The following is a 24,723-nucleotide window of genomic DNA, read 5'->3' on the forward strand; positions in this document are numbered from 1 at the left end:
CGTCGGCGACGCCGTGCACGCGCCCTCACCCAGCTCGGGCCAGGGCGCCTCGCTGGCCATCGAGAGCGCGGTCCAGCTGGCCCGTTGCCTTCGCGACCTGCCCGACCCGCCGAGCGCCTTCGCCGCGTACGAGCGCCTGCGCCGCCCAAGGGTCGAGCGGGTCATCTCACAGGCCTCGAGAACCAACGGCAGCAAGCTGCTCGGACCGGTGGCGGGCGGGCTGATGAGCATGGTGCTGCCGCTGGCGATGAGGACGGTGCTGCGACCGGAGCGGACGTTCGGCTACCAGCACCGCCACCGGATCGACTGGGACGAGCCGGTCGGCGCGGGCGCCGCTCCACTGTCCGGCGCCAGGACGAGATGAGGTGTGGCATGGCAGGCCGGAGAAGCTACGACTTCATGTATCGCGTCGGGGCGCCCTGGGAGACCAGCGAGCCTCGACCGGAACTCGCGCAGTTGCTGGCCGGCGGCGAGATCGCGGGTCCCGGCCGCGCGCTGGACCTCGGATGCGGCGACGGCACGCAGACGGTCTTCCTCGCCCAGCAGGGGTTCGAGACCACCGGGGTGGACTTCTCTCCCACAGCGCTGGCCAAGGCACACCGCGCGGCCAGAACCGCGGGCGTGGAGGTGGACCTCGTCAGGGCCGACTTCACCGCGCCGCAGGTGGACGGCGTCGCCGGGCCGTACGACCTGATCCTGGACTACGGGTCGCTCGACGACGTGGCCCCCGCGAAACGGAGGGCGGTCGCGGCACACGTGGCGGAGTGGACGCGCCCGGGCGGGCTCGTCCTCATGTGGTGCTTCTACAACGACATCCCCTGGTGGCGATGGGAGCGCATGAGATATCCCGGCCGGCTCCGGCCGGGAGAGGAACGGGAGCTGTATGAGGAAACTTTCACGATCCGCCGGCTCGCTGCCCCGGTCTCCGGCAGCGGCTCAGCCTGCTTCTTGCTGCGTCGTCGCCCTTGACCGGTGTACGAGCGACCTTCAACCCGAGGACGGAAGGATCCAGTCATGCGCGAATCAACCCAGGTTCTGATCATCGGGGGCGGCCCCGCCGGCGCGACTGCGGCCGGACTACTGGCCCGTGAAGGCTTCCAGGTGACCCTTCTGGAACGCGACCACTTCCCCCGCTACCACATCGGTGAGTCGATCCTGCCCTCCTGCCGACCGATCTTCGAACTGCTGGGGGTCTGGGACAAGGTGGAGGCCCACGGTTTCCAGCCCAAGGGCGGTGCCTTCTTCGCCTGGGGCCCCGAGGAGTGGGAGGTGAAATTCAGCAACATGGGCGACGAGACGCCCAACGCGTGGCAGGTCATCCGCAGCGAATTCGACCAGCTCCTTCTCGACCACGCCCGCGAGCTCGGTGTCGAGGTGCACGAGGGAGTGAGCGTGCGGGACATCGAGTTCGACGGTGACCGCGCGGTCGCGGCCAACTGGTACGAGACCAAGGACTCCGGCCGGTCGGGACGCATCACGTTCGGCCACGTCATCGACGCCTCGGGCCGCAGCGGCGTGCTGGCCACCCGGCATCTCAAGAGCCGCCGGATGCACGAGGTGTTCAAGAACGTCGCGGCGTGGACGTACTGGAAGGACGCCAAGCCGCTCGGCAAGGGACCCAAGGGCGCCATCGCGGTGTGCTCCATCGAGGACGGCTGGTTCTGGGCCATTCCGCTGCACGACGGGACGTTGAGCGTCGGCCTGGTCACCGGGCGCGACCTGTTCAGGGACAGCCGCAACCGGCTGAACGGCGACGTCCAGGCGGTCTACGACGAGGCCCTGGCCAAGTGCCCGTCCGTGCTCGCCATGCTAGAAGGCGCCGAGCAGGTGGGCGGGATGAAGGTCGAGCAGGACTACTCCTACGTCACCGAGACCTTCGCCGGTCCCGGGTACCAGCTGGCCGGTGACGCCGCCTGCTTCCTCGACCCGCTGCTGTCCACCGGCGTGCACCTGGCCACCTACAGCGCGATGCTCGCCGCGGCCAGCCTGTCCAGCGTGCTGCGCGGGGAGGTCGATGAAGAGGACGCGGGGCGTTTCTACTCCCACGTCTACCAGCACGCCTACCAGCGGCTGCTCGTGCTGGTCTCGGTGTTCTACGAGAGCTACCGGGGCAAGGAGCACCACTTCTACAACGCCCAGCGGCTGACCACGGGCGAGCGCGATCACCTGGAAGTGCAGGCCGCGTTCGACCGCATCATCACCGGGATCGCCGACCTCAACGACGCGGAGCAGGCGTACAAGCTGGTCCAGGCCCACCTGCAGGGGGCCGAGAGCGGCGACCCCAACCCGCTGAACAACCTCAACCGGGTTCACGAGATCAAGCAGTCGCCGTTCGACCCGGCCAACGCCGTCGGCGGGCTGTATCTGGTCACCCAGCCCCGGCTCGGGTTGCGTTCGAGCCAGCCCGCGCAGGAGCTCGACACCGTCGGCTGAGCAAGCAGCACAAGAACCGGCCCTCACCTCCAGGGTGGGGGCCGGCTTCATGTGAGCGGGTGCTCGTCAGCGGGAATCGGCCGCTTTGCGGAGCCCGCGTAGCGTCGTCGCCGGGTCGGCCAGTACGGGCAGCGCCGCGAGCATCCCCGTGACGCCTACCGACTCCAGCACCTTCAGCTGCTCGGCCACCTCCGGGACGGTCCCCGCCACGCCGGTGAGCGAGAGGGCGAAGTCGGTGAGTCCGAGCTCCTCCAGCAAACGCGCGTTCTTGCCCCCGTGAACGAAGTCCCAGACGTCGTAGCGGCGCTCCATCTCCTCCACCGCGCCCAGCAGATCGGAGGGGACGAGCTTGCGCATGTGCGGCGCCTTCAGGCGCAGGGCGACGTCGGAGGCCAGGGCGGCGGCGATCTCGGCGATCGCCTCCTCCCGGGTGTCGCGGACGGCCATGAAGCTGAAGCCCCAGATCTCGATCGCGTCCGGATCGCGGCCGGCCTGCTCCGCGCCCTCCCGGATCAGGGCGATCTTCCGCTCCACGTGCTCGGCCGACATCCCGACCGTGGTGATCACTCCGTCGGCCGTCTCGCCCGCCAGGCGCAGGCTCTGCGGGTAGTCCGCGGCCACGTGGATCGGCATGGGATGCACCCGGGTGAGCGCCTCGGTGGTGAAGCCGTCGACCTCCGCCGTCCCGCCGTTGAGGATCTCTCGTACGGCCCGCAGGTAGTCGAACAGCTGCCGCGGCGAGCCCACGGGGGAGCGCCCGACGACGCGCCTGGTGCTGCCGCCGTTGCCCAGGGAGAGATGGACCCGGCCGCCCGTCAGCTCGTGCAATGTGGAAATCGCGGTGGCGGTGGCGACCGGGTGGCGCAGAAACGGCGTGGTGACCATGGTCGTCAGCGTCGCGTTCTTGCTCTCCTGCGCCGCCACGGCGAGCGACACGAACAACTCGTAGGCGCGGGCCGGAGTGTCCCCGACCCCGATGACGTCATATCCGAGCTCGTCGGTGAGGCGAACCACATCGCGAAATACGGCGAGGTCGTCCGTCCACTCGATGATCGCGCCCAGCTTCATGGCATACCTTTCGACGTTCGGCTCGGAAGCCGAAAATAGCCAGGCGAACTCGACGCGTCGTCGAATGCGCCGGCCAGGCGTATCGACCCAGGCTCGACCGCGCCCCCAGTGACCGCTCGGAGACTTGTGCACGCCGGTAGCCAGGCAAGCACAGAGGAGCGTTCATGGATATCGGAGTATGCCTTCCGACTACCATTCCCGGCGCTGACGGCAGCCAGCTGATCGAGTTCGCGCGCCGCGCCGAGCGCCTCGGATTCAGCAGCCTGACGGTGGTCGATCGAATGGTCTACGACAACTACGACGGCATCGTCACGCTTTCCGCCGCGGCGGCGGTGACCGAGCGGATCAAGCTCGTGACGGCGATCCTGCTGGCCGCCTACCGGCCGAGCGCCGTGGAGCTGGCCAAGCAGCTGGCCAGCCTGGATCGCCTGTCCGGGGGCCGCCTCATCGTCGGTGTCTCCGCTGGAATGCGCGAGGACGACTACGTCGCGACGGGCACCGACTACCACACCCGTGGCAGGCGGCTGGACGCGATGATCGAGGAGCTCAGGGAGGTCTGGAAGGGCGAAGGGCCGGTCCCGGGCGTCGGTCCGCGTCCCGTCAACGGCGACATCCCGTTCTGGGCCGGCGGGCACTCGCCCGCGGGCCTGCGCCGAGCGGCGAAGTACGGCATCGGCTGGATCTCGCCCGGCGGCCCGCCGCACAAGTTCCCCGATCTGGTGGCCAGGTTCAAGGAGCTCTGGGACGAGGAGGGCCGCACCGGCACGCCGAGAATGGGCACCAACTGCTACGTGTCCCTCGGCCCCGGCGGCAAGGAGCGGGCCACCGAGCACATGCTCAGCTACTACGCCTACATGGGCACCATGGCCGAGCACCTCGCGAAGGGCGCCGTCACGGACGAGAGCGTGCTCAAGGACGCGGCGGCCGCCTACGCGGCCAACGGCTGCGACGAGCTGCTGATCCTCTCCTGCACGGCCGATCCGGACCACCTCGACCGGATCGCCGACGTGGTGTTGTGATGCCGCTACGGATCATCATCATCGGTGGCGGCATCGGCGGGCTCTGCCTCGCCCAGGGGCTGAAACAGGCGGGGGTCGAGGACGTTCACGTCTACGAGCGTGACGAGTCGCCCCGCGGCCGGATGCAGGGCTACCGGCTGCGGATCAGCCCGGAAGGGGAGAGCGCGCTGCGGGACTGCCTGCCTCGCCGCGCACAGGACCTGCTCGCCGCGACCGCGAACCTGCGGCACGAGCAGGGCCTGGCCGCCTACGACGAGCAGCTGAACCCGCAGTGGGCCCCCGAGTTCGGCGACGCCCGGGGCGACGCGCCCGACAAGATCGACGCGGTCGACCGCATGACGCTGCGGCGCGTCCTGCTCACGGGTCTCGACGGGGTGGTGCACTTCGGCCGGCGGTTCACCCGTTTCGAGCAGGTGGGCGACAAGGTCGTGGCGCACTTCTCCGGCGGCCACTCGGTCACCGGCGACGTGCTGGTGGCGGCCGACGGCGCCAACTCGCAGGTGCGCAAGCAGCTGCGGCCGGATCACCAGCACCTCGACCTCGGCGTTCGCGCGATCCTTTCCCGTACGCCGAGGGCCGCCGCCATCAAGGCCGGCCTGCCGGAGGTGCTGCGCGACCGGTTCGTCAACGTCACCGGGGCGAACGGGCTCCGCCTGGCGCTGATGCCCATGGTCTTCCGCGACACGCCGCGCGAGGCGGCGGAGCGGTTGTGGCCTGGTGTGGAGATGGACCAGGCCGAGGACTACTACATGTCGGTGTTCAGCGTGCACCGGGACGTGCTCGGGATACCCGACTCCGTGTTCCTCTCCATGACCGGCGAGGAGCTGCGCGAGTTGGTGCTCGAGCGGACCGCCGAGTGGCATCCGGACCTCCGCGGCGTGTTCGCGCACGCCGAGGCGGCCGAGACCTACCCGCTCACGCTGAAGGCGACCGTGCCCGTCGAGCCCTGGGGCGAGGGCAAGGTCATCCCCCTCGGAGACGCCGTGCACACGATGCCGCCGACCGGCGGCGTCGGGGCGAACACCGCGCTGCGCGATGCCGGCGCGCTCAGCCAGGCCCTCGCGGCCGTCTCACGCGCCGAGGTGTCGCTGGCGGACGCGGTGGCCGGCTATCAGGCCGAGATGGTGCGATACGCGACCGAAGCGATTGAGATGTCGCTGAAGATCGCCAAATGGTCCATGCGGAAGATCGATGTCGACCCAGAATCGTAGGGAGATGCGTACGTGACGACTACAGCCGTGGACACCAGCAAGCCTTCCGGGATCATCCGGCTGGCCAATTCCTTCTGTGACGCGAAAGCGCTGCTGACCGCCGTGGAACTCGGCCTTTTCACCGCGTTGAACGGCGGCGAGGCCTCCGCCGAGGAGATCCGTGAGCGCCTCGGCCTGCACGGCCGCGGCCTGTCCGACTGGCTCGACCTGCTGGTCGAGCTGAACCTGCTGGAGCGAGAGGACGGCCGTTACCGCAACAGCGCGGGCGCCGACCAGTATCTGGTGCGCGGCTCGGAGCCGTACATCGGCGGGTTCATCGAGAGGTCGAACCGCAACCTCTATCCGGCCTGGGGCCGTCTCTCCGAAGCGTTGCGCACCGGGGAGTCGCAGACCGGGAGCCACTTCGACGAGGTGGTCGAGAACCCGAAGATCCTCGGTCAGTTCATCAACTCGATGGACGCGCTGACGCGCACGCTCGGCCCGCAGCTGATCGAGGCCTACGACGGCTGGGGCGAGTACGACTCCGTGCTGGACGTCGGTGGTTGCCGCGGCGCCCTGGCCTCGCAGATCGTCAAGGCGCATTCGCACCTCGCCGGCGCGGTGTTCGACCTGCCGCAGATGGCGCCCTTCGCCGAGGAGCTCGCCGCCGAGCAGGGGCTGACGGGCAAGGTGACCTTCCATGGGGGCAGCTTCTTCGACGACCCGCTGCCCAGTGCCGACATCGTGGTCATGGGCCACGTTCTGCACGACTGGTCGGCTGAGCAGCGGAAGTTCCTGGTGGAGAAGGCCTACCGCGCCGTCAACCCCGGGGGCGTGCTCGTGGTCTACGACCGCATGCTCGACCGCTCGTCCAGCCGGATCGAGAACCTGGTGATCAGCCTGGACATGCTGCTGGTCACCGACGGAGGGTCGGAGTACACCGTGGGCGAGCTCCGGAGCCACGCGGAGGCGGCCGGGTTCGCCTCGGTCGAGGTGCGCCTGCTCGGCGACGACGACACGCTCGTGATCGCCCGCAAGGCGAGCTGAGCTCCCACCGCACGCCAAGGCCGGTGACGGATCATCCGTCACCGGCCTTCGCGTGTTGGGGGACTTAGTGGAGGACAGTGGGTGCTGACGGCTCGGCGACCTCGGCCGGCCTGACGATGCCCGTGGCGATCCAGTCACGCCGGTACGCCACCGCGAGGCCGAAACCCGTGACGATCACGGCGATGACGAGGTAGTAGACGGAGTCGGGGATGACCGCGGTCACCCGTACCACCTGGCTGGCCAGGCCGGCGCCGAGCGCGGAGAACAGCCACCACAGACCGATCATCCGGGCGCGGAAGGCCGGGGGAGCGACCTCGAAGGCGGCGCTGATGCCGACCGCCGCGATGATCAGCTCGCCGAGGGCGTGCAGGATGTAGACCGAGATCAGCCACAGGGGTGATGTCTTCTCGCCCGAAGCCGCCAGCCAGGCGGCGCCCGCCATGATCATGAAGCTGAACCCGACGATGACGAGCCCGACCGAGAACTTCACCGCCACGTTGACGTACTGTCCGTGGCGCTTGAAGTACCACGCCAGCAGCGGCGCGGCGAGCAGGATGAACAGCGGCGTCGCGGACTGCAGCCAGCTGGCGGGCAGGACGAAGCCGAGCACTTCGCGGTCGGTGGACTGCAGGGCGAAGAGGTTGAGCATCGAGCCGTCCTGCCCGGCGATCAGCCAGAACAGCGCGGAACCGCACAGCGGCCAGAGGAAGACGGACAGGCGCCGCCGGTCGGCCTCGGTGAGGTCGGGGTGGCGGCGGAGCAGCCAGAAGGACACGAACGGCACCACGATGATGCTCAGGCCGCAGATGGCGATGGTCAGCCCCAGCGGGATCAGCCCCACCGCCGCCGCCAGCAGGAAGACCGCCGGGATCGCCGCGCGCACGCCAAATCGCCGCAGCTCCGGACCGCTCACCCGGTTGACGGTGAGGGTGCCGGTGGTGTCGAAGCTGCGGCTGCCGCGCCAGTAGGTCAGCGCGCAGGCGACGGAGGTCACCCCGGCCGCGGCGAAACCGGCGTGCCAGTCGACCCGCTCGCCCAGGTAGCCGGTCACCAGCGGGGCCAGCAGGGCGCTGACCTGGATGCCCACGTAGAACATGGAGATCGCGGCCTCGCGCTCGCTGCGGGCGCGCTGGTAGTGCAGGTTGAGCATGGTGGTGAGGTTCGGCTTGTAGATCGCCGTGCCCATCGCCACCAGCAGCAGCCCGACACCGGTGACCGCGGTCGAGGGTGCGGCGAGCACGAAGTAGCCGGCCGACACGGTGACGGCGCCGTAGAGCGTCGCGGTGTGCGGGCCGAGGATCCGGTCGCCCACCCAGCCGCCGAGCAGGGACAGCATGAAGGTCAGGCCGAGATAGACCCCGACCAGTGCCGCGGAGTCGGTGGGCGCCAGCCCGAGACCCCCGCCGGCGGTGGGAGCGCTGAAGTACAGGACCAGGATGGCGAGCATGCCGTAGAAGCCGAAGCGCTCCCACAGGTCGCTCATGAAGAGCGTGACGAACGAACGTTTGGACCAGGATGGGGATGTCATGCTCCGAGCGTCCGCCGGGGGGATCGAGTCAGACTCAAGGACGACCAGAGTGGCGGCAGATGACCAGAGTCTCGTTGTGGTCGAGCGGCTGGTGGCTCACGGAGGTGAAGCCCGCGGACTCGGCGAGCCCGATCAGCTCGTCGATGGCGTACTCCTCGCCCTCCTCGGTGACCAGGGCCATGACCAGGCTCGTCACGAGGTTGTCGACGGTCGGATGCGCGGCGTCGATCATCCGGTCGTGCACCAGCAGCACACCTCCGGGGCTGACGGCCTGGAAGGCGGCGCGGATCAACTGCTCCCGCCGGTCACGTGACCAGTTGTGCAGGATGTGACCGAGGATCACGATGTCGACAGGGGGCAGCGGGTCGGCGAAGAAGTCCCCGGAGTGGAACCGGACCCTTCCGGTCGTGCCCAGTTCGGCCATGTGCTCGTCGAACAGCGGCTCCAGCTGCGGCAGGTCGAACACGTGCCCGGTCAGGCCCGGGTGGGACTGGACGAGCTGCCCCACCAGGTCGCCCCGGCATCCGCCGACGTCCAGGACGGTCCGGTGGGCCGCCCAGTCGACGGCCTTGAGGATTCCCGGCACGAGCGGCTGCAGGGCGCCGTCCATCATGCGGGTGTACCGCCGCAGTTCCGCGGGGTCGTTCAGCATGGCGGCGAACCCGTCGGAGGCCGATCGCGGCCGGCCGCTGCGCAGCGTCTCGGTCAGCTCTCCCCAGACCGGATAGAGGTTGGCCTTGGCACCGAGCAGTGCGCCTCCGACGTAGCCGGGCCTGCCCTCCACGAGGTGGTGCTCCGCGACCTCGGCGTTGCGGTAGCGGCCGTCGTCCTCCCGCAGCAGGCCGAGCGCGACGAGCAGCCGGAGGAAGTCACGCAGCCCTCGGCCGTGCAGGCCCAGCAGGCGGGCGATGTCGGGTTCGGTGGCCGAGCCGTCGCACAGCACCGTGAACAGGTTGAGCTCCACCGCGGTGAGCAGCGCCTGGGCCTCGCAGAATGCGTTGCCGAGCCGGAGAATGTCGTGCACGGAGCCGGGAGCGCTGTGCGTCATCGGCCGGCCTCCTTCCATCCATAACGCTCTGACGTCACCGAGACCATGCCGCAGCGCCGTGGAACCTCACTCGAAGACAGGCCCTCGAGCCGCTCGCGAACCGCGTCTCGCACAGTGAGGGCTCCCCCTACCGAAATGGGTGAGAGCGATGCATGTGAGCGCGACGAAGGACACTTGCGCGGTAGCCAGCCTGTGCGTCTACGACGTCCCCGACGTCTTCGACCAGGACGAGGACGGCTCGGTCGAGGTGCTCGACCCCAACCCGCCGGCCGAGCTGCACGACGCCGTACGGCACGCGGCCCGCGGCTGCCCCACCCGGTCGATCCACATCCGGGAGACGTCCGCCTAGGCCCGGTCGAGTGGTCGTCGAGGTCGGCTGGACTCGTCGGTCACATGCTGGGGCGAAGCTTGCGGACCAACCGAAGGAGATGTGGATGTGCGGTATCGCCGGCTGGGCGGACTTCGGACGAGACCTGACGCCCGAGCGGGCGACGTTGCAGGCGATGACCGACGCGCTGGCCAAACGAGGCGTTGACGACCAGGGTCTGTGGCTGCGTGGCCACATCGGGCTCGGGCACACGCGTACGGCGATCATCGACGTGGCCGGTGGTGCGCAACCGCTGGCCGTCGAGGAGGACGGCAGCACCATCGCCGTGATCGTCTACAACGGCGAGGTCTACAACTTCAAGCAGCTGCGGACGGAGCTGCGGGCCAGAGGACACGAGTTCCGCACGCGCAGTGACACCGAGGTCGTCCTGCGCTCCTACCTCGAGTGGGGGAGCGACTGCGCCAAGCGCCTCGAGGGCATCTTCGCCTTCGCGATCTGGGATGTGCGCCGCGAGGAACTGTTCCTGGCCCGTGACCGCCTCGGCGTCAAGCCACTCTTTTACACCAGGCTGCCGGACGGGATCCTGTTCGGTTCCGAACCCAAGGCGCTGCTGGCCAACCCGCTGGTACGGCCGGCCGTGACGCTCGACGGGCTGCGCGAGCTCTTCGCCACCGCCAAGACCCCGGGCCGGGCCGTCTTCCGCGACATGCAGGCCGTGCTGCCGGGTCACTCGCTGACCGTCGGCCGCGACGGCGTGGTGGACCGGACGTACTGGGCGCTGGAGGCGCGGCCGCACACCGACGACATCAAGGGGACCATCGCCCACGTCCGCGAACTGCTCGAGGACATCGTCCTGCGTGAGCTGGAGGCGGACGTCCCGCTGTGCACGGCGCTGTCGGGCGGCCTGGACTCCAGCGCCATCACCGCGATCGCCGCCAAATGGCGGTGGAAGCTCGACGGCGAGCGCGTGCGCACGTTCGTGACCACGTTCGACACATATGCCCAGAACTTCCAGCCGGACGACGTCCGGTTCTCGCCGGACGAACCGTACGCGGCCGAGATGGCGCGGCACATCAGCTCCGACCACGTCAGGATCATGCTGAACACCCGCGACCTGATGGACCCGCGGACCCGGCTGGAGGTGCTGCTGGCCCAGGACATGCCGACGACGCTGGGCGACATGGACACCTCGAACTACCTCACCTCCCGTGAGATCAAGACGCATTCCACGGTGGCGCTGGCGGGGGAGGTGGCCGACGAGATCTTCGGCGGCTACAACTGGATGTTCGTCCCCGAGCTGCTGAATGCCGGCACCTTCCCCTGGACGGCCAACGAGCTCCGCCAGCCGGGCTCACCCCGCGGCCAGGGCAGGGGCCTGTTCGATCAGGGCCTGATGCGCAAGCTCGACATGGAGGGCTTCTACGCCGACCACTACAGCCAGGCGCTGGCGGAAGTGCCGCATCAGGAGGGGGAGGACGCCGAGGAGCGGCAGATGCGCTCGGTCAGCTACGTCACCCTGACCCGCTGGCTGCCCATGCTGCTCGATCGGGACGACCGCCTTTCCATGGCGCACGGTCTCGAGCTTCGCGTGCCGTACGCCGACCACCGGCTGGTCGAGTACATGTACAACACGCCGTGGATGTTCAAGACCTTCGACGGCAGGGAGAAGAGCATCCTGCGCGCGGCCGTACGGGATCTCGTGCCCGGCACCGTGCTGGACCGCAAGAAGAGCCCGTGGCCGGTCACGCAGGACCCGGCCTACACGCGGATGTTGCACGGCGAGCTGACGGCCCTGATCAACGATCCCTCGTCGCCGGCCCTCCCGCTGCTCGACGTCGACGCGATCCGGCACACGCTCGAGGAACCGTCCGATCGCTCCAACGAGTGGATCAGCAGGATGCACATCGAGATGACGTTGCAGTTCAACACCTGGATGAGGCAGTACAACGTAGAGCTGGAGATCTGACGATGGACTTCGCCGACGTGCTGCGCAAGCGCCAGATGATGCGCAGCTACAAGGATCAGCCCGTGGCCGACGAGGTGCTGCATCGCGTCCTGCAGGCGTTGCGGCGGGCGCCCAGCGCGGGGTTCAGCCAGGGGCACCGGCTCGTCGTCGTGACCGATCCCAAGCTCCGGCAGCAGGCCGCCGACATCGCCGAAGGACGCTACGTCGACCTGGGCTTCCCCCGGTGGATCGCGTCGGCGCCGGTGCACATCTACCTGTGCACGCGGGAGCAGTCCTACCACGAGCGCTACGGGGGCGCCGAGGAGGTCAGGCCCGGCTACACCGAGATTCCCTGGCCCGTCCCGTTCTGGTGGTTCGACTGCGGCGCGCTGTTCATGCTGCTGCAGCTCGCCGCGCTCAACGAGGGACTCGCGACCGGGTTCTTCAGCTCCGTCTACACCGATGAGCTGGCCGACCTGGCGGAAGTGGCCGGCCTGCCGGACGATCTCGCCCTGGCCGGCGTGATCACCATCGGCCACCCGGACCACGACCGGGTGCTGCCGGTGCCGCCCAATGCCGCGACCCGCCTGCCCAACGACCAGCTCATCGAATGGCGGGTGTGACCTTTGAAACCGCGCATCGTCGTCCTCGGGGGCGGCATCGCCGGCCTGGCGGCGTCCATCGGCCTGGTACGGCACGGCTATCCGGTCACGCTGATCGAGCGTGACCCGCCGCCGCCCGCCGACCCGGACCTGGATCCCTTCCTGGCGTGGAAGCGCCGTGGCGTCCCGCAGTTCCGCCTGCCGCACGGCTTCTCCGCCCGGGCACGGACGCTGCTGGCGGCGCACGCGCCCGAGGTCCTCGACCAGCTCAGAGCCGACGGCATCGAGGAGATCAATGTCTTCAAGACGTTCATCCCGCCGGAACTCTGGGAGCCCTCCGACGAGGAGTTCACCGTCGTGTGGGCTCGCCGGTCCGCCTTCGAGCTCGCGCTGCGGCGCTGCGCCGAAGCCGAGCCCGGCATCACCTTCCTCTGCCCCGAGCTCGTGGACGGGCTGCGGTTCGATCCAGGAGAGTCCGGGCCGCCGCGGGTGACCGGGGTCAGCCTGGCCGACGGCCGCGAACTGGCGGTGGACCTCGTACTCGACTGCGGCGGCGGGCGCTCACGGGTCTCCCGGTGGCTGGCCGCCGCGGGCGTTCACGTCCAGGCCGACACCCAGGACTGCCAGACCGTCTACTTCAGCCGCTATTACCGTTTCACGCCCGGCTGCGCCCTGCCGAAGAACGCCATGCTCGTCCGGGGCGAGCTCGAAAGCCTCATGTACATCGGCTTCCCCGGAGACCACGACACGTTCGGCCTCTGCCTCGAAGTGCACCCCAGCGAGAACCTGCAGCCGCTGCGCAACACGTGGACCTGGGAGGCCGCCGCGCGCAGCATCCCGGCACTGGCACCGTGGATCGACCCGGCCAACGCCACCCCTCTGGCCGGCGTCCAGATCATGGGCGGGCATCACAACGTACGCCGGCGGTTCGTCGCCGACGGGCGGCCGGTCGTGACGGGACTGCTGGCCGTCGGAGACGCGCTGTGCACCACCAACCCGGCCTACGGCTGGGGGGCGTCGATGGCGCTCACGTACGCCTTCGCCGCCGCGGAGGCGGTCGCCGCGCATGACCGCGATCCGGTGGCCATGGCGCTCGCCTACGACGCCGCCACCGCCGCCGAGGCCGACGCCGTCTACCGGGAGTCGGCGGCGATGGACCGGGCCCGCATCTACCGCATCACCGGTCAGGAGGTGCCGGAGCAGGATCGGGCCGAGATGGAGCGGCAGCGGCTCATCGCCGAGGGCGTGGCCGCGGGGGTGCTGTCCGACGTGGAGCTCTCCCGGGCCTTCTGCCGCCGGATCAACCTGGCGGGTCCCGCCGACTCCGTGATCAACAATCCCGAGATCGTCCTGCGGGCCAAGGACAACCTGCGGCAGCTGGCGGCCGCGCCCCCCGTGGAGCTGGGGCCGGGCAGGCAAGAGCTCCGGGAGATCATCCTGGCGGCCGAAGCGCGCGGCGAGGGCGAGCACGCGCGCCTCGAAAGCTCGCACGCTTGATCGCACCCCGGCCCGGCACACGGAAAGGTGGCCGCACCGCGTACGTACGCGGTGCGGCCACCTTTTTGGCGTTATGCGGTGTAGGTCGCGGTGACCTCGTAGATGCCGAACGGCCTGCCGCCGGGCGCCCGCTGGTGGCGGCGCAGCGGAGCGGTCGTGTCTCGGTGCCCCGCGCCCTCCTCCCAGCGGCGGAACGCGGCGAGGCTCTCCCACTCGCTCATCACGACGAACGCCGCGGGGTCGTCGGCGGCGCGCAGCAGTTCGTTGCCGAGGAGGCCGGGCGTGCCAGACAGGGCGCTGCTGATCTGGTGGTAGGCCGACTCGACGGCGTCAGGCTCCTCCGACGGAGCGGCGGCGTAGATCAGCACCCTGGCCCGCGCACCGGCCATCAGCGCTTTCCACCCATCGCGTACACGACCTGCATGGTCGTCATCGACCCGCCGGAGCGGAACGGGTGGAGCTTGGTGCGGTGCTCCAGATGCCCGTCGCTGTGCTCGAACTCGCGGAAGCGCGGCTCGTCGGCCCAGTCGCTCATGATGTAGTAGACGCCTTCCTCCTCCTCGCTCTTGGAGAGCCACTGGCCGAGGTTGGCGGGGTGGTCGGTGACGGCCTTGCCGACCTGGTACCACGTCCGCTCGAACTCCTCCTCCATGCCGGAGTGGATGTTCATGCGCAGCAGGACGCGGAAGACGGGCTGGGACTGTGACATGACGTGACCTCAATCCTCGGGTTGGAGAAATTCGCGGTTCAACCGTTCACGTGCGTAAAGCCGAGTGAGTCTGTGCATCCCGTAGCGGATGCTGCCGGCGTCGTCCGCCCGGACGTCGAGCAGATGGCAGCCGGCGAGGCGGGTCAGGCGGGCCTCCACCGCATCGGTGGCGTTGCCGAGCAGCCCGGCGGCGGTCACGGCGGTGAAGTCCTGCGCGGGGAGCAGGCTGAGGAGGCGGAGCGTGCTGCGGTCGTGTGGATCAAGCCGGAAATAGGCGTGGTCATAGTCCGCGCGCACGTCGAATTCGGCGAATCGCAGCTGGTCGAGGGGTGCAGGGGACGACTCCAGCAGTGCCGCCATCTTCTGCAGCGACCAGACCCTGGCGGCGGCGAGGCGGGAGCCGACGCATCGCAGGGCCCTGGGCAGCCGCCCGCAGAGCTCGACGATCGTCTCGGCGTACTCGGGCTCGGCGGCCACCCGCTCGGCCCCGATGATGCGGCTGAGCAGCTGCGTGCCTTCTGACAGGCTCATCACGCCGAGGTCGACGCTGGTCACGCCCGGCATGCTCTGCAGTCCCTCGCGGCTGGTGACGATCACGACGCACTGGGGCGTCGCGGGCAGCAGGGGGGTCACCTGGGCGGCCTCGCTGGCGTTGTCGAGGACGACCAGGATCCGCCGGTTGTTGCTCCACGTGCGGAAGAGGTTGGTCCGCTCTTCGAGCGTCGGCGGGATCTGCTGGTCCGGCACCCCCACCGAGCGCAGGAAGCCGGCGAGAACGTCTCCCGGTGCCGCCGGAGTGGCCGAGGCGCCGTGGAGGTCTGCGAAGAGCTGGCCGTCCGGGAACTGGGACCGGTGAAGGTGCCCGGCGTGCAGCGCCAGGGTCGTCTTCCCCACGCCGCCCATCCCTGTGATCGATATCGTCCGAGCCGCGGTGCTGCCAGGCTGAGGCGCGGCGAGGACCTGGGCGAGCCGGGCGAGCTCCGCCACGCGTCCCGTGAAATCGGATATGTCGGGCGGGAGTTGCGCGGGAACGGTCAGCGCGGCGGGCGGCGGGGTGGTGCTGCTCGACGGCTGGGCCGGGGCGGCCCCGGCCGGTTTGGGGGCGTCGGCACTCAGCAGCGACTGGTGGAGGCGCTGCAGCGCGGCGGACGGTTCGAGCCCGAGCTCGTCGATCAGCACCTTGCGCAACTGCCGATAGACCTCCAGCGCCTCGTACCGGCGCCCGCACCGGTTCAGGGCTGTCATGAGATCGCCGTAGAAACGTTCGTGCAGGGGATAGCTGTGTACGAGCGTCTTCAGCTCGCTGATGAGCTCGCGATAGCGCCCGAGGCGCATGTCGGCCTCGATGTGCAGCTCCAGAGCCCGCAACCGGTTCTCCTCCAGGCGCGTCACGTGGGCGGAGAGGATCTCCCCCGTGGTGACGCCGAGGAGTGCCTGGCCACGCCACACGCTCAGCGCCTCGGACAGCAACTCGCCGGCGCGCTGCGCGTCGCCGCTCTCCAGCGTCAAACGGCCCTCGCGCGTCGCCTTTTCAAAGATGCCGACATCAACGCTTTCGTCGGGGACTTCCAGCAGATAACCGCACTGCTGTGTGTGCAAACGGGCCAGGCCACTCGGGTCGAGGACCTCTTTCCTGAGTTTGTAGATGTAGGTCTGCAGGGTCGTCATCGCGCTCTCCGGCGGATGATCTCCCCATAACTCGTCGATGAATTCGCTGATTTGCACGATCTGGCCCTTGCGTACCAGGAGAAAAGCCAGAACCTGGCGGACCTTGGGTGCGGTGGGAGTGATATCCCTGCTCTCGTGTATGACGGCGAGCGGGCCGAGTATGCGGAAGCTCATTGTGCCCTTCAATCTGCGCATGGCATGTTGAGGGAATCAACGTTGATTCCGGCGGAATTCGGACGTCCGGCATCAATTCCACTCGAAGGCTATTTTTGAGCTTCTTTGCTAGCAACCCCTAGGGTTGCGGTATAGCGGCCTACTGGCGAGTACTAGGGGTGATCCGGCACAGCAGGGCACCGGACGCCACGCTCTCTCCCGGCGTCGCGGACAGGCCGGTGACCACGCCTGGTTTGTGGGCGGTGACGGGCTGCTCCATCTTCATCGCCTCAATGACCAGGATGGTCTCGCCCTCCTCAACGGTGTCGCCATCGGTCACGAAGACCTTGACGACGGTCCCCTGCATCGAGCTGACCAGCGCGTCGCTGTCGGCGCCTGCCGGCGTCGACGCCTTGGTGGCGGTACGGCGGGGCGCCGCCGGGGGAGCACCGCCGTTCATCAGGGCGACGTTCGTCAGGGCGGGAGGCAGCACGACCTCGAGGCGCCGGCCGTCCACCTCGACGCTGACGCGCTCGCGGGGAGCGGCCTCGGCCGGGGCATCGGGATGCGGGTGCGGCTCGATGGGAGTGGCGAACTCGGTCTCGATCCACCGGGTGTGCACGGCGAACGGCTCGCCCGTGAAGGCGGGTTCCTCCACCGCGGCGCGGTGGAAGGGCAGGAGCGTGGGCAGGCCCTCGATGCCGAACTCGGCCAGCGCCCGCCGGGCACGTCGCAGCGCCTGCTCCCGATCACTCCCTGTCACGATCAGCTTCGCGATCAGCGAGTCGAACTCCCTCGGCACGGACTGACCTGACGTGTACCCGGAGTCCAGCCGCACGCCCGGTCCGGTCGGCGGCTGGAAGGTCGCGATCGTGCCCGGGGCGGGCAGGAATCCGCGCCCGGCGTCCTCGGCGTTGATGCGGAACTCGATCGAGTGGCCGCGCGGCTCGGGGTCGTCGTAGCCGAGTGCCTCGCCCTGCGCGATGCGGAACATCTCCCGCACCAGGTCGATGCCCGTCACCTCCTCGGTGACCGGGTGCTCGACCTGCAGCCGGGTGTTGACCTCGAGGAAGGAGACCACGCCGTCCAGGCCGATGAGGAACTCGCAGGTGCCCGCGCCGACATAGCCGGCCTCACGCAGGATCGCCTTGGAGCTGGTGTAGAGCTGCTCGCGCTGCTCGTCGGTCAGGAACGGGGCCGGCGCCTCCTCGACGAGCTTCTGGTGACGCCGCTGCAGCGAGCAGTCCCGGGTCGACACCACCACGACCTTGCCGTACGTGTCGGCCAGGCACTGGGTCTCCACGTGGCGTGGCCGCTCCAGGTAACGCTCCACGAAGCATTCACCGCGGCCGAAGGCGGTGACCGCCTCGCGTACCGCCGACTCGTACGCCTCCGGGATCTCCGCCATCGTGCAGGCGACCTTCAGGCCCCGGCCGCCTCCGCCGTACGCCGCCTTGATCGCGATCGGGAGCCCGTGCTCGGAGGCGAAGGCCAGCACCTCCTCCACCCCGGCGACCGGCTCGCCGGTGCCGGCCACCATCGGCGCGCCGACCTTCTGCGCGATGTGCCGCGCGGCGACTTTGTCACCCAGTGCCCTGATCGCGCTGGGCGGCGGGCCGACCCAGGTGAGCCCCGCATCGAGGACGGCCTCGGCGAAGTCGGCGTTCTCCGCCAGGAATCCGTAGCCGGGATGGACCGCGTCCGCGCCGGCACGGTCGGCCACGGCCAGCACCTTGTCGATGGCCAGGTAGGTCTCGGCCGGGCTCGTCCCGCCGAGCGCGTACGCCTGGTCGGCGAGCTTGACGTGGAGCGCGTTCAGGTCCTGTTCGGAGTAGATGGCGATGCTGGTCAGACCCAGGTCCTTGCAGGCTCTGACGATCCGGACCGCGATCTCGCCACGGTTGACGATCAGGACCTTGGAGATGCCGCTCATGACAGTCTCGCCAGAGTCCGGCCGAGCGCGTCGCGGAGCGTCGCCTCGGGGTTCGCGGTGGGCGAAGGGGCGCACCAGGCCACGTAGCCGTCGGGCCGCACGAGCACCGCCCCGTCCCGGCCCACGCCGTAGCGGGCCTCCCAGGCGCCGTCCACATCGACCAGCTCCCGGCCGACGCTATGGGCCCGCAATGGGACGCCCAGCTGGGCGGCGCATTTGTCCGCCGCCTCCGTCCACACGGCGCCGTCAGCCCCCGTGAGCAGGACGAACGCATCGTGGAACAGGTCGTGCACCGTGATCCGGCGCCCCTCGTGGCGCAGCCACAGGTGCGGCGCACGTGCGCCGGGCTCGGCTCGCGCCACCACCTGGTCGCCGTAGACCGAGTCGTGCCCGTAGCGCTGGCCGAGGGCGCACACCAGGTCGTCCACATCGTCCTCGTACGGCTGGTTCGAGAACCTGGCCCGCTGCCGCCGGACGGTGATGTCCGCCAGCGTCCGCGCCACCGGCCTGCGCTCGGCTTCGTAGGTGTCGAGCAGGCCCTCTCCCGCCCACCCGTTGAGCACCCCGGCGAGCTTCCAGGCCAGGTTGTGCGCATCCTGAACGGCGGCGTTCGCCCCCATCGCGCCGGCGGGCGACCAGACGTGCGCGGAGTCGCCGGCGAGGAAGACCCGGCCGTCGCGGTAGCGATCGGCGACCCCGACAGCCTCCTCCCAGCAGGCGATGTCCACGACCGTGACGGGGATGTCCCGGCCGATGACCGTCCTGGCAACCTTCTCGCATCGTGCCGGTGTGAAGTCGGCGGCGGATTCCTCAGCGGGGTCGTAGGTGAAGCTGATCGCCCACTGGCCGGGGACCGCGGTGGTGAGGAACGAGCCGAAGCCGATCTCGGCGTTGACCACGATCCAGAGCATGGCCCGCTGGGTCAGGAGGTCCGCCAGGTCCGCCTCGACGATGAAGGTGACCCAGTTCTGCGTGACCCCCGGACCCGTATGGTCGATGCCCAGCCGGCGCCTGATGGCGCCGCGGAAGCCGTCGGCCGCGATCAGGTAGTCCGACCGTATGGTGCGCCGCTCCCCGCTGACCCGGTCCTCGGTCACCGCCGTGACACCCTCGGCGTCCACGTCGACCGAGAGGCACTGCGTGTTGAACCGGATGTCGGCTCCCAGACCACGAACGGCGTCGATCAGGATCGGCTCCACGCTGCGCTGGTCGGCCATCACGTACTCGCCGGCCGTCAGCTCGGGAATGGCCCGCGGCGAATCGTCCCCCAGCAGCCAGGTCCACTCGCCCGCGAGGCTCTCGCACCGGACGACACCCGATTCGGTGTCGAAGGGCGCGCCGGCCGCCGCGATGGGCGAGGCCAGGCCCAGGGGGCGATAGAGCTCCATGGTCCGCTGGTTGATCCCGCGTGCGCGGCCCTGGATGGACACGCCCGATTGCTTGTCCACCAGCACCGGGCGCACGCCATGCCCCGACAGGAACAGTGCCGAGGCCAGGCCCGCGTATCCGCCACCGACGATGAGGACCGGGGCGTTTTCGTCAGGCGTCGTCATCAATGCTCTCCTTCTCCGGCTGCAGCGGTGCGCTTGCCGGAGGGTTCCACGGCGGGCTCAAGCCTCGCTCGGGTCGCGGGTGGCTTCGAGTCTCATCCGAGTACGGCGGTGCATGCTGCGTGCCGTACAGACCGGAACATCCCTTGGGAGGACACGATGCCCTTCGTGGCGATCACCTATGACATCAAGAGCGGCTATGAGGACCAGGTCGCCGAGGTCTTCTCCGGCTTCCAGCGGCCGAAGTCGGCGGTGGTGCCGGGGGCCGACGGCGAGCAGGCCGGGCGGATCCTGGCCACGGCGGTGTTCATCAGGGACGGCCTGCTGGTCCGGTTCATCGAGTTCGAAGGCGACCTCGACGCCGTGGCGCAGCACATGGCCGTCCAGCCGGGCGTTCAGGAGGTCGAGCGCAAGCTCAAGCCGTACCTCAACTCCCCTCGCGACACCGCCACCCCCGAGGGGTTCGTCAAGACGTTCAAGAGCAGCATGCTGCGCTCCGTCACCCAGCTGGCTGTGCCGCGGTGAGTCGAGAGTGCCTCCAGTACCACTCGAGGCATCGACAACCAGCTCGTGGTGCTCTGGGCGCATGCGGATAATCTTCACGACCTGGGCGTGGCCGTCCCACCTGTACGCGATGGTGCCGCTGGCGTGGGCCTGCCGGGCCGCCGGCCATGACGTGCTGGTGGCGAGCCAGCCGGAGCTCACCGGCGCGATCCTGCGTACCGGCCTGCCGGCGGCGCCGGTCGGACGGGACGTGGACGCGGTGGCGACCTTCCACGACATCGTGTTCCCGCCGCCGTCGGCGCAGCGGCCGGCGGGCGGCGGGCCGCGGGTCTTCGGCCTGCTGACCGAGCTGGCGGAGGCGATGGCGGACGATCTCATCGAGCTGGCCGGGCGGTGGCGCGCGAACCTCATCGTGTTCGAGCCCACCGCCTTCGCGGGACCGCTGGCCGCCGCCGCGCTCGGCATCCCGGCCGTGCGGCACCTGTTCGGCACCGATCTCATGAGCGTCGTCGGCCGGTTCCTCCCGGACGTGCTCGCCCCGCTCTGCGCGAAGCTCGGGCTGGACGGCGTCGATCCGTTCGGCGTGGCGACCGTGGACCCGTGCCCCGGCGGGCTGCAGGTTCCCGTCGGCTCCCGTCGGCTGCCGATGCGCTATCTGCCCCACAACGGTCCCGGCAGTCTGCCGGCCGCGCTGCCCGCGCCGTCCGGTCGTCCGCGCGTGTGCGTCACATGGGGCACCACGCCGAGCCGGGTGGATCCGGAGCTCTTCCTGGCGGGGGAGGTGGCCAGGGCGATCGGCGACCTCGACGTGGAGGTGGTGGTCGCGGTCACGCCGGAGCAGCGGCCGCTGCTCGGCGAGCTGCCGCCCGACGCGTACGTCACCGAGGGAACGCCGCTGGATCTGCTGCTGCCGGCCTGTGATTTCGTCGTGGCTCACGGTGGCGCGGGCACCCTGCTGACCGGGCTGGCGCACGGGCTGCCGCAGCTGCACCTCCCGCGGCTGCCCGATCACCAGCGCCATGCCGGGCGGCTGGCCGAGGCAGGCGCCGGCCTGGTTCTCCCGGCGCCGGACGCGGAGCCGGGGGCGATCAGGGACCGTCTCGCGGAGTTGCTGGCGAAACCGGATCACGCGGCCGCCGCGCGGCGGCTGCAGGCAGAGATGTCCGGCCAGCCGTCCCCGGCCCAGGTCGTGAACTCGCTGGAAAGCCTCCTCGTCGAGCCGGGCGCGAGCCGCCCTCAACCGTCTGCGGTGACTGTCGAACAATGAGATCCACCCCGAAATTCGCGCACGAGTCATTCGCTCGGCGACACCGTGGCGGGATGCTGCTCGAAAGGCATGGCATCGATCTCTATCCGCATCCCTTTCTCGGCTTCACTCTCCCTCCCGGGCACCGTTCATCCGTGCTCAACACCGATGAGGAGGGATTCCGCCTCTCGGACTCACCGTTCGGCACGGTCGACACCACGACGTGGCTCGCCGCTGGCGGCGGCGGGATAGTGCTGGGCAACTCGGTGGCCGTCGGCCTCGCGGCGACCTCCGACCGCAACTCGCCTCCCTCGCACCTGGCCTTCGTCTCCGGGACCCGGCAGCTCAACCTGGGCCTGTGCGCGGCCGTCTCCCTCCAGGAAATGGTCGCCGCCACACCGTTCCTGCACGCGGCGTCCACCGTCGTGGTCATCGGCGGGGGCCCCGACTTCGTCAATCTGGTGGGCTCGCTCGACCCGAGCGGGCTGTTCGGAGCCGTCTCGTACGAGCGCACGTTCACCGAGCTCGCCGAGATCCCGCTGTTCGACCTGGCCACCCTCGCCTCCGGTGAAGCGGTCCCCGATCTGGAGTCGCGACGCCGCAAGCGCGGCAAGCCCGCCGCCTGGAACCTCGCCGACACCGTGCCCCGGATGGAGGCGGCCGCCCGCAGACGGCTCGAGCACCTCGGGTTCCTCGCACGGGCGGCCGGCGAACGTACCCGGATCCTGTTCTGCCTGCAGCCGCTCGTGACCTCGCGCACGAGACAGCTCAGCCCCGAGGAGAAGGCACGCTACGACTTCGACGCACCCGTCTTCGGCGTCCTGCACAGCGCCATCGAGGCGAACTGGGACACCTACGCCGGCCTGTACGCCAAGGGCTGCGCCGACCTGGGGATCTCCTTCCTGAACCTGTCCGCCGACCTGTTCGAGGGCGACGCGTTCGCGGACACCGTGCACTTCACCGACGGCGGCAACCGGCAAGCCGCGGAAATGATCCACCGGGCGCTAGAGGGCGCCGCCTAACCGAAAGGAAGCATGATGTCCCAAGTGGCGATCCAGGCTGAGCGGCTCCAGCAGATCCGTGAAATTCTCGTCGACGTTCTGGAGATCGAGCCGGACGAGCTGACGTACACCAGCGATTTCGTCAACCAGCACGGCGCCGACTCGCTGCTGGCCATTGACATCATCGCCAGCATCGAGCGGTCCATGGGCGTGCGCATCCCGAGCGAGGCCCTTCCCGAAATGGTCAACCTGGGGGCCGTGGTCGAGCTGGTGCTCCGTTACGAGGCAGAGAACACCGATGCCTGAAACGGCGTCGCGCCGGGTCGTGGTCACCGGGCTCGGAGCGGTGAGCAGTCTCGGAACGGGGGCCCGCGCCTTCGCGGACGCCATCAGGGCGGGGCGGAACGGCGTGTCGCCCATCCGGAGCTTCGACGCGAGCGGGTTCCCGCACACCTATGCAGGCGAGGTCCACGACTTCGACCCGAGCCAGGTGCTGCGCAGGCTGCGCATCGAGGAGTGGGGCCGCAGCAGCCTGTTCGCGGCTTCCGCCGCGCGGCTGGCGTTGATCGACGCCGAGATCGATCCCGCTCAGGTCTCGGCGGCGCGTGCGGGTTCGGCGATCGGGACGACGCTCGGTGAGTCGGCGGTGATCGAGGAACTCGTGGGCCAGTGGGTCAACGAAGGACTCAAGGACATCGACCCGGCTCTGGCCCGCCGGGCGCCGGCCAATCGCATCGCCGCCGCGGTCAACGCCGAGCTCGCCCTCACCGGGGAGGCGCACACCATCGCCACGGCCTGCTCGGCGAGCAACTACACGCTCGGTTATGCCTATGACCTGGTGCGTACCGGCGAGGCGGACTTCATGATCAGCGGCGGGGCCGATTCGGTCAATCGCTGGGAGCACGCCGGCTTCTACCGGCTCGGAGCGCTGGCCGAGTCGGTGTGCCGGCCGTTCGACACGAATCGTTCGGGGATCCTGACCGCGGAAGGCGGGGTCGCGTTGTTCCTCGAGCCGCTGGAGGGGGCCCTCGCCCGAGGCGCCCGCATCTATGCGGAAGTGCTCGGATACGGCGTCAACTGCGATGCCAAGCACCCGGTGGCGCCCGATCCCACGAGCATCGCGGAATGCATCCGGGCCGCGCACCGCAACGCCGGGGTGCGTTCCGAGGACATCGACTACATCTGCGCGCACGGCACGGGAACCCCGACCAACGACGCCACGGAGGTGAAGGCGGTGCGCGAGGTATTCGGCGACAAGTTGCCGCCGATCAGCTCGATCAAATCCATGATCGGCCACACGATGGGCGCCGCCAGCGGCTTCGGCGCGCTGATCTGCTGCATGGCGCTGCATGACGGGTTCCTGCCGCCCACGGCCAACGTGACGGAGATCGATCCGGCGCTGGGCCCGGGGGTGGACTGCGTCCCGGGGACGGGTCGGCCGGCCTCGCCGCGGATCGTGCAGAACCACGGCTTCGCCTTCGGTGGGAACAATGCGATCACCATCCTGGGGAGGGTCGCGTGACGACGTCGGCGCCACTCGTGATCACCGGTTGCGGCGTGGTCTCGCCTTCGGGCATCGGCCTGGAGGCGCTCACCGCTCCACGGAATGGGGCAGGGCAGGCGGAGGCACCCGAAGGGGAGTACCCGCCGATCCCGCTGGCGGTGATTCCCGATCTCAGGGTTGAGGAGTATCTGGGCAAAAAGGGAATCAGAACTCTGGACCGGACCACGCGGCTCGCCCTGGTGGCGAGCAATCGTGCGCTGGCGGCGCTGGACACCGCTCTGAGCGATGAGGACCGCGCGCGAACCGGCGTGGTGATCGGGACCAGCACCGGCAGCATCCGCAGCTCCACCGAGTTCTCCCGCGAGACGCTGGTGCGTGAGAAGCCCTACCTGGTGCAGGCCACGCTCTTCCCGCCTTCGGTGATGAACTTCTGCGCGAGCCAGATCGCCATCTGGAACTCGCTGCGCGGCGTGAACGCCACGATCGCCGACGGCCGCGTGTCGGGCCTGGGCGCGGTCAGCTACGCCAGGAACGCGATCATCCAAGGCCACATCGAGCGTGCCCTGGTCGGTGCGGTGGAGGAGCTGTGCCCCCAATCCGCGTGGGCCTGGCACCTGTCCGGCGCGCTGGCGCCGGATGCCGCGGTGGGGGAGGGGGCGGCGGTCTTCGTCATGGAGACCGCCGAAGGCGCCGCCGCGGCGGGCCGCGCGCCGCTGGCCGAGGTGCTCGCCTGTGAGGTCGGCACCCTGG

Annotated in this window: 24 protein-coding genes; 16 read left to right on the forward strand and 8 right to left on the reverse strand. The window is 69.6% G+C overall.

Features of this window, described 5'->3' with window-relative positions:
• The 3 genes from AB0J09_RS23850 to AB0J09_RS23860 form a co-directional block, all read left to right on the forward strand.
• The coding region (locus tag AB0J09_RS23850) for an FAD-dependent monooxygenase (protein WP_360694904.1) at positions 1-364 on the forward strand (364 nt) is incomplete at its 5' end.
• Positions 365-372: 8 nt separating this feature from the next.
• Positions 373-969: a class I SAM-dependent methyltransferase gene (locus AB0J09_RS23855; protein WP_360694906.1), complete on the forward strand. Its 597-nt coding sequence runs from the start codon at positions 373-375 to the stop codon at positions 967-969.
• A 45-nt stretch (positions 970-1,014) separates the two neighbouring features.
• Positions 1,015-2,433 (forward strand): tryptophan 7-halogenase, encoded by a 1,419-nt coding sequence (locus AB0J09_RS23860; RefSeq protein WP_360694910.1) that lies wholly within the window; start codon positions 1,015-1,017, stop codon positions 2,431-2,433.
• Positions 2,434-2,499: 66 nt separating this feature from the next.
• Here the strand turns inward: AB0J09_RS23860 and AB0J09_RS23865 are convergent, their stop codons facing one another.
• A complete protein-coding gene (locus AB0J09_RS23865; RefSeq protein WP_360694913.1) occupies positions 2,500-3,501 on the reverse strand; it encodes an LLM class flavin-dependent oxidoreductase in 1,002 nt (333 codons plus the stop codon).
• Positions 3,502-3,665: 164 nt separating this feature from the next.
• On the opposite strand from AB0J09_RS23865, the gene AB0J09_RS23870 reads away from it, so the two are divergent.
• The 3 genes from AB0J09_RS23870 to AB0J09_RS23880 are packed head-to-tail and all read left to right on the forward strand — an operon-like array spanning position 3,666 to position 6,757.
• Positions 3,666-4,520, forward strand: a complete 855-nt coding sequence (locus AB0J09_RS23870) for an LLM class flavin-dependent oxidoreductase (protein ID WP_360694916.1) — start codon at positions 3,666-3,668, stop codon at positions 4,518-4,520.
• A complete protein-coding gene (locus AB0J09_RS23875) occupies positions 4,520-5,731 on the forward strand; it encodes an FAD-dependent monooxygenase (RefSeq protein ID WP_360694918.1) in 1,212 nt (403 codons plus the stop codon). Before AB0J09_RS23870 ends, AB0J09_RS23875 begins: the two co-directional genes overlap by 1 nt.
• A 12-nt stretch (positions 5,732-5,743) precedes the next feature.
• Positions 5,744-6,757, forward strand: a complete 1,014-nt coding sequence (locus AB0J09_RS23880) for a methyltransferase (RefSeq protein WP_360694921.1) — start codon at positions 5,744-5,746, stop codon at positions 6,755-6,757.
• 64 nt (positions 6,758-6,821) lie between these two features.
• On the opposite strand, the gene AB0J09_RS23885 is transcribed toward AB0J09_RS23880, so the two are convergent.
• Positions 6,822-8,285 carry a peptide MFS transporter gene (locus AB0J09_RS23885; protein ID WP_360694924.1) on the reverse strand — a complete coding sequence of 488 codons (1,464 nt, stop codon included), beginning with the start codon at positions 8,283-8,285 and terminating at the stop codon, positions 6,822-6,824.
• A gap of 34 nt (positions 8,286-8,319) precedes the next feature.
• Positions 8,320-9,333 (reverse strand): methyltransferase, encoded by a 1,014-nt coding sequence (locus AB0J09_RS23890; RefSeq protein WP_360694927.1) that lies wholly within the window; start codon positions 9,331-9,333, stop codon positions 8,320-8,322.
• Between the two features lie 148 nt (positions 9,334-9,481).
• Here AB0J09_RS23890 and AB0J09_RS23895 point away from each other — a divergent pair, with 148 nt between their 5' ends.
• From AB0J09_RS23895 to AB0J09_RS23910, 4 genes are all read left to right on the forward strand, one after another.
• The gene (locus tag AB0J09_RS23895) at positions 9,482-9,682 is read left to right on the forward strand and encodes a ferredoxin (protein ID WP_360694929.1); all 201 of its coding nucleotides are present in this window, start codon (positions 9,482-9,484) and stop codon (positions 9,680-9,682) included.
• An 85-nt stretch (positions 9,683-9,767) separates the two neighbouring features.
• Complete coding sequence (gene asnB, locus AB0J09_RS23900) at positions 9,768-11,627, forward strand: asparagine synthase (glutamine-hydrolyzing) (RefSeq protein WP_360694933.1); 1,860 nt, start codon at positions 9,768-9,770, stop codon at positions 11,625-11,627.
• 2 nt (positions 11,628-11,629) lie between these two features.
• On the forward strand, positions 11,630-12,229 hold the full coding sequence (locus AB0J09_RS23905) for a nitroreductase family protein (RefSeq protein ID WP_360694936.1): 600 nt from the start codon (positions 11,630-11,632) through the stop codon (positions 12,227-12,229).
• A 3-nt stretch (positions 12,230-12,232) separates the two neighbouring features.
• A complete protein-coding gene (locus AB0J09_RS23910; protein ID WP_360694939.1) occupies positions 12,233-13,705 on the forward strand; it encodes a hypothetical protein in 1,473 nt (490 codons plus the stop codon).
• 71 nt (positions 13,706-13,776) lie between these two features.
• Here AB0J09_RS23910 and AB0J09_RS23915 read toward each other — a convergent pair whose 3' ends face one another.
• The 5 genes from AB0J09_RS23915 to AB0J09_RS23935 form a co-directional block, all read right to left on the reverse strand.
• Complete coding sequence (locus AB0J09_RS23915; RefSeq protein ID WP_360694942.1) at positions 13,777-14,094, reverse strand: antibiotic biosynthesis monooxygenase; 318 nt, start codon at positions 14,092-14,094, stop codon at positions 13,777-13,779.
• Positions 14,094-14,414, reverse strand: coding sequence for an antibiotic biosynthesis monooxygenase family protein (locus tag AB0J09_RS23920; RefSeq protein ID WP_360694945.1), 321 nt, complete (start codon positions 14,412-14,414; stop codon positions 14,094-14,096). Before AB0J09_RS23920 ends, AB0J09_RS23915 begins: the two co-directional genes overlap by 1 nt.
• Before the next feature lie 9 nt (positions 14,415-14,423).
• A complete protein-coding gene (locus tag AB0J09_RS23925; protein WP_360694948.1) occupies positions 14,424-16,277 on the reverse strand; it encodes a BTAD domain-containing putative transcriptional regulator in 1,854 nt (617 codons plus the stop codon).
• 118 nt (positions 16,278-16,395) lie between these two features.
• Entirely contained in the window at positions 16,396-18,159 is a 1,764-nt protein-coding gene (locus AB0J09_RS23930; protein WP_360694968.1) for a biotin carboxylase N-terminal domain-containing protein, read from the reverse strand.
• 5 nt (positions 18,160-18,164) lie between these two features.
• The gene (locus tag AB0J09_RS23935; RefSeq protein ID WP_360694950.1) at positions 18,165-19,721 is read right to left on the reverse strand and encodes an FAD-dependent monooxygenase; all 1,557 of its coding nucleotides are present in this window, start codon (positions 19,719-19,721) and stop codon (positions 18,165-18,167) included.
• A 156-nt stretch (positions 19,722-19,877) separates the two neighbouring features.
• Here AB0J09_RS23935 and AB0J09_RS23940 point away from each other — a divergent pair, with 156 nt between their 5' ends.
• From AB0J09_RS23940 to AB0J09_RS23965, 6 genes are all read left to right on the forward strand, one after another.
• Positions 19,878-20,243, forward strand: a complete 366-nt coding sequence (locus AB0J09_RS23940) for a SchA/CurD-like domain-containing protein (protein ID WP_360694953.1) — start codon at positions 19,878-19,880, stop codon at positions 20,241-20,243.
• 61 nt (positions 20,244-20,304) lie between these two features.
• Entirely contained in the window at positions 20,305-21,489 is a 1,185-nt protein-coding gene (locus AB0J09_RS23945; RefSeq protein ID WP_360694956.1) for a nucleotide disphospho-sugar-binding domain-containing protein, read from the forward strand.
• A 134-nt stretch (positions 21,490-21,623) separates the two neighbouring features.
• Entirely contained in the window at positions 21,624-22,490 is an 867-nt protein-coding gene (locus tag AB0J09_RS23950) for a hypothetical protein (protein ID WP_360694959.1), read from the forward strand.
• 15 nt (positions 22,491-22,505) lie between these two features.
• The gene (locus tag AB0J09_RS23955; RefSeq protein WP_360694971.1) at positions 22,506-22,775 is read left to right on the forward strand and encodes an acyl carrier protein; all 270 of its coding nucleotides are present in this window, start codon (positions 22,506-22,508) and stop codon (positions 22,773-22,775) included.
• On the forward strand, positions 22,768-23,991 hold the full coding sequence (locus AB0J09_RS23960; protein WP_360694962.1) for a beta-ketoacyl-[acyl-carrier-protein] synthase family protein: 1,224 nt from the start codon (positions 22,768-22,770) through the stop codon (positions 23,989-23,991). Before AB0J09_RS23955 ends, AB0J09_RS23960 begins: the two co-directional genes overlap by 8 nt.
• Positions 23,988-24,723: beta-ketoacyl synthase N-terminal-like domain-containing protein (locus AB0J09_RS23965; RefSeq protein ID WP_360694965.1), on the forward strand; the 736-nt coding region annotated here is incomplete at its 3' end. The genes AB0J09_RS23960 and AB0J09_RS23965, both read left to right, overlap by 4 nt.

This window comes from Nonomuraea sp. NPDC049784, assembly GCF_040659615.1.
GTDB lineage: Bacteria > Actinomycetota > Actinomycetes > Streptosporangiales > Streptosporangiaceae > Nonomuraea.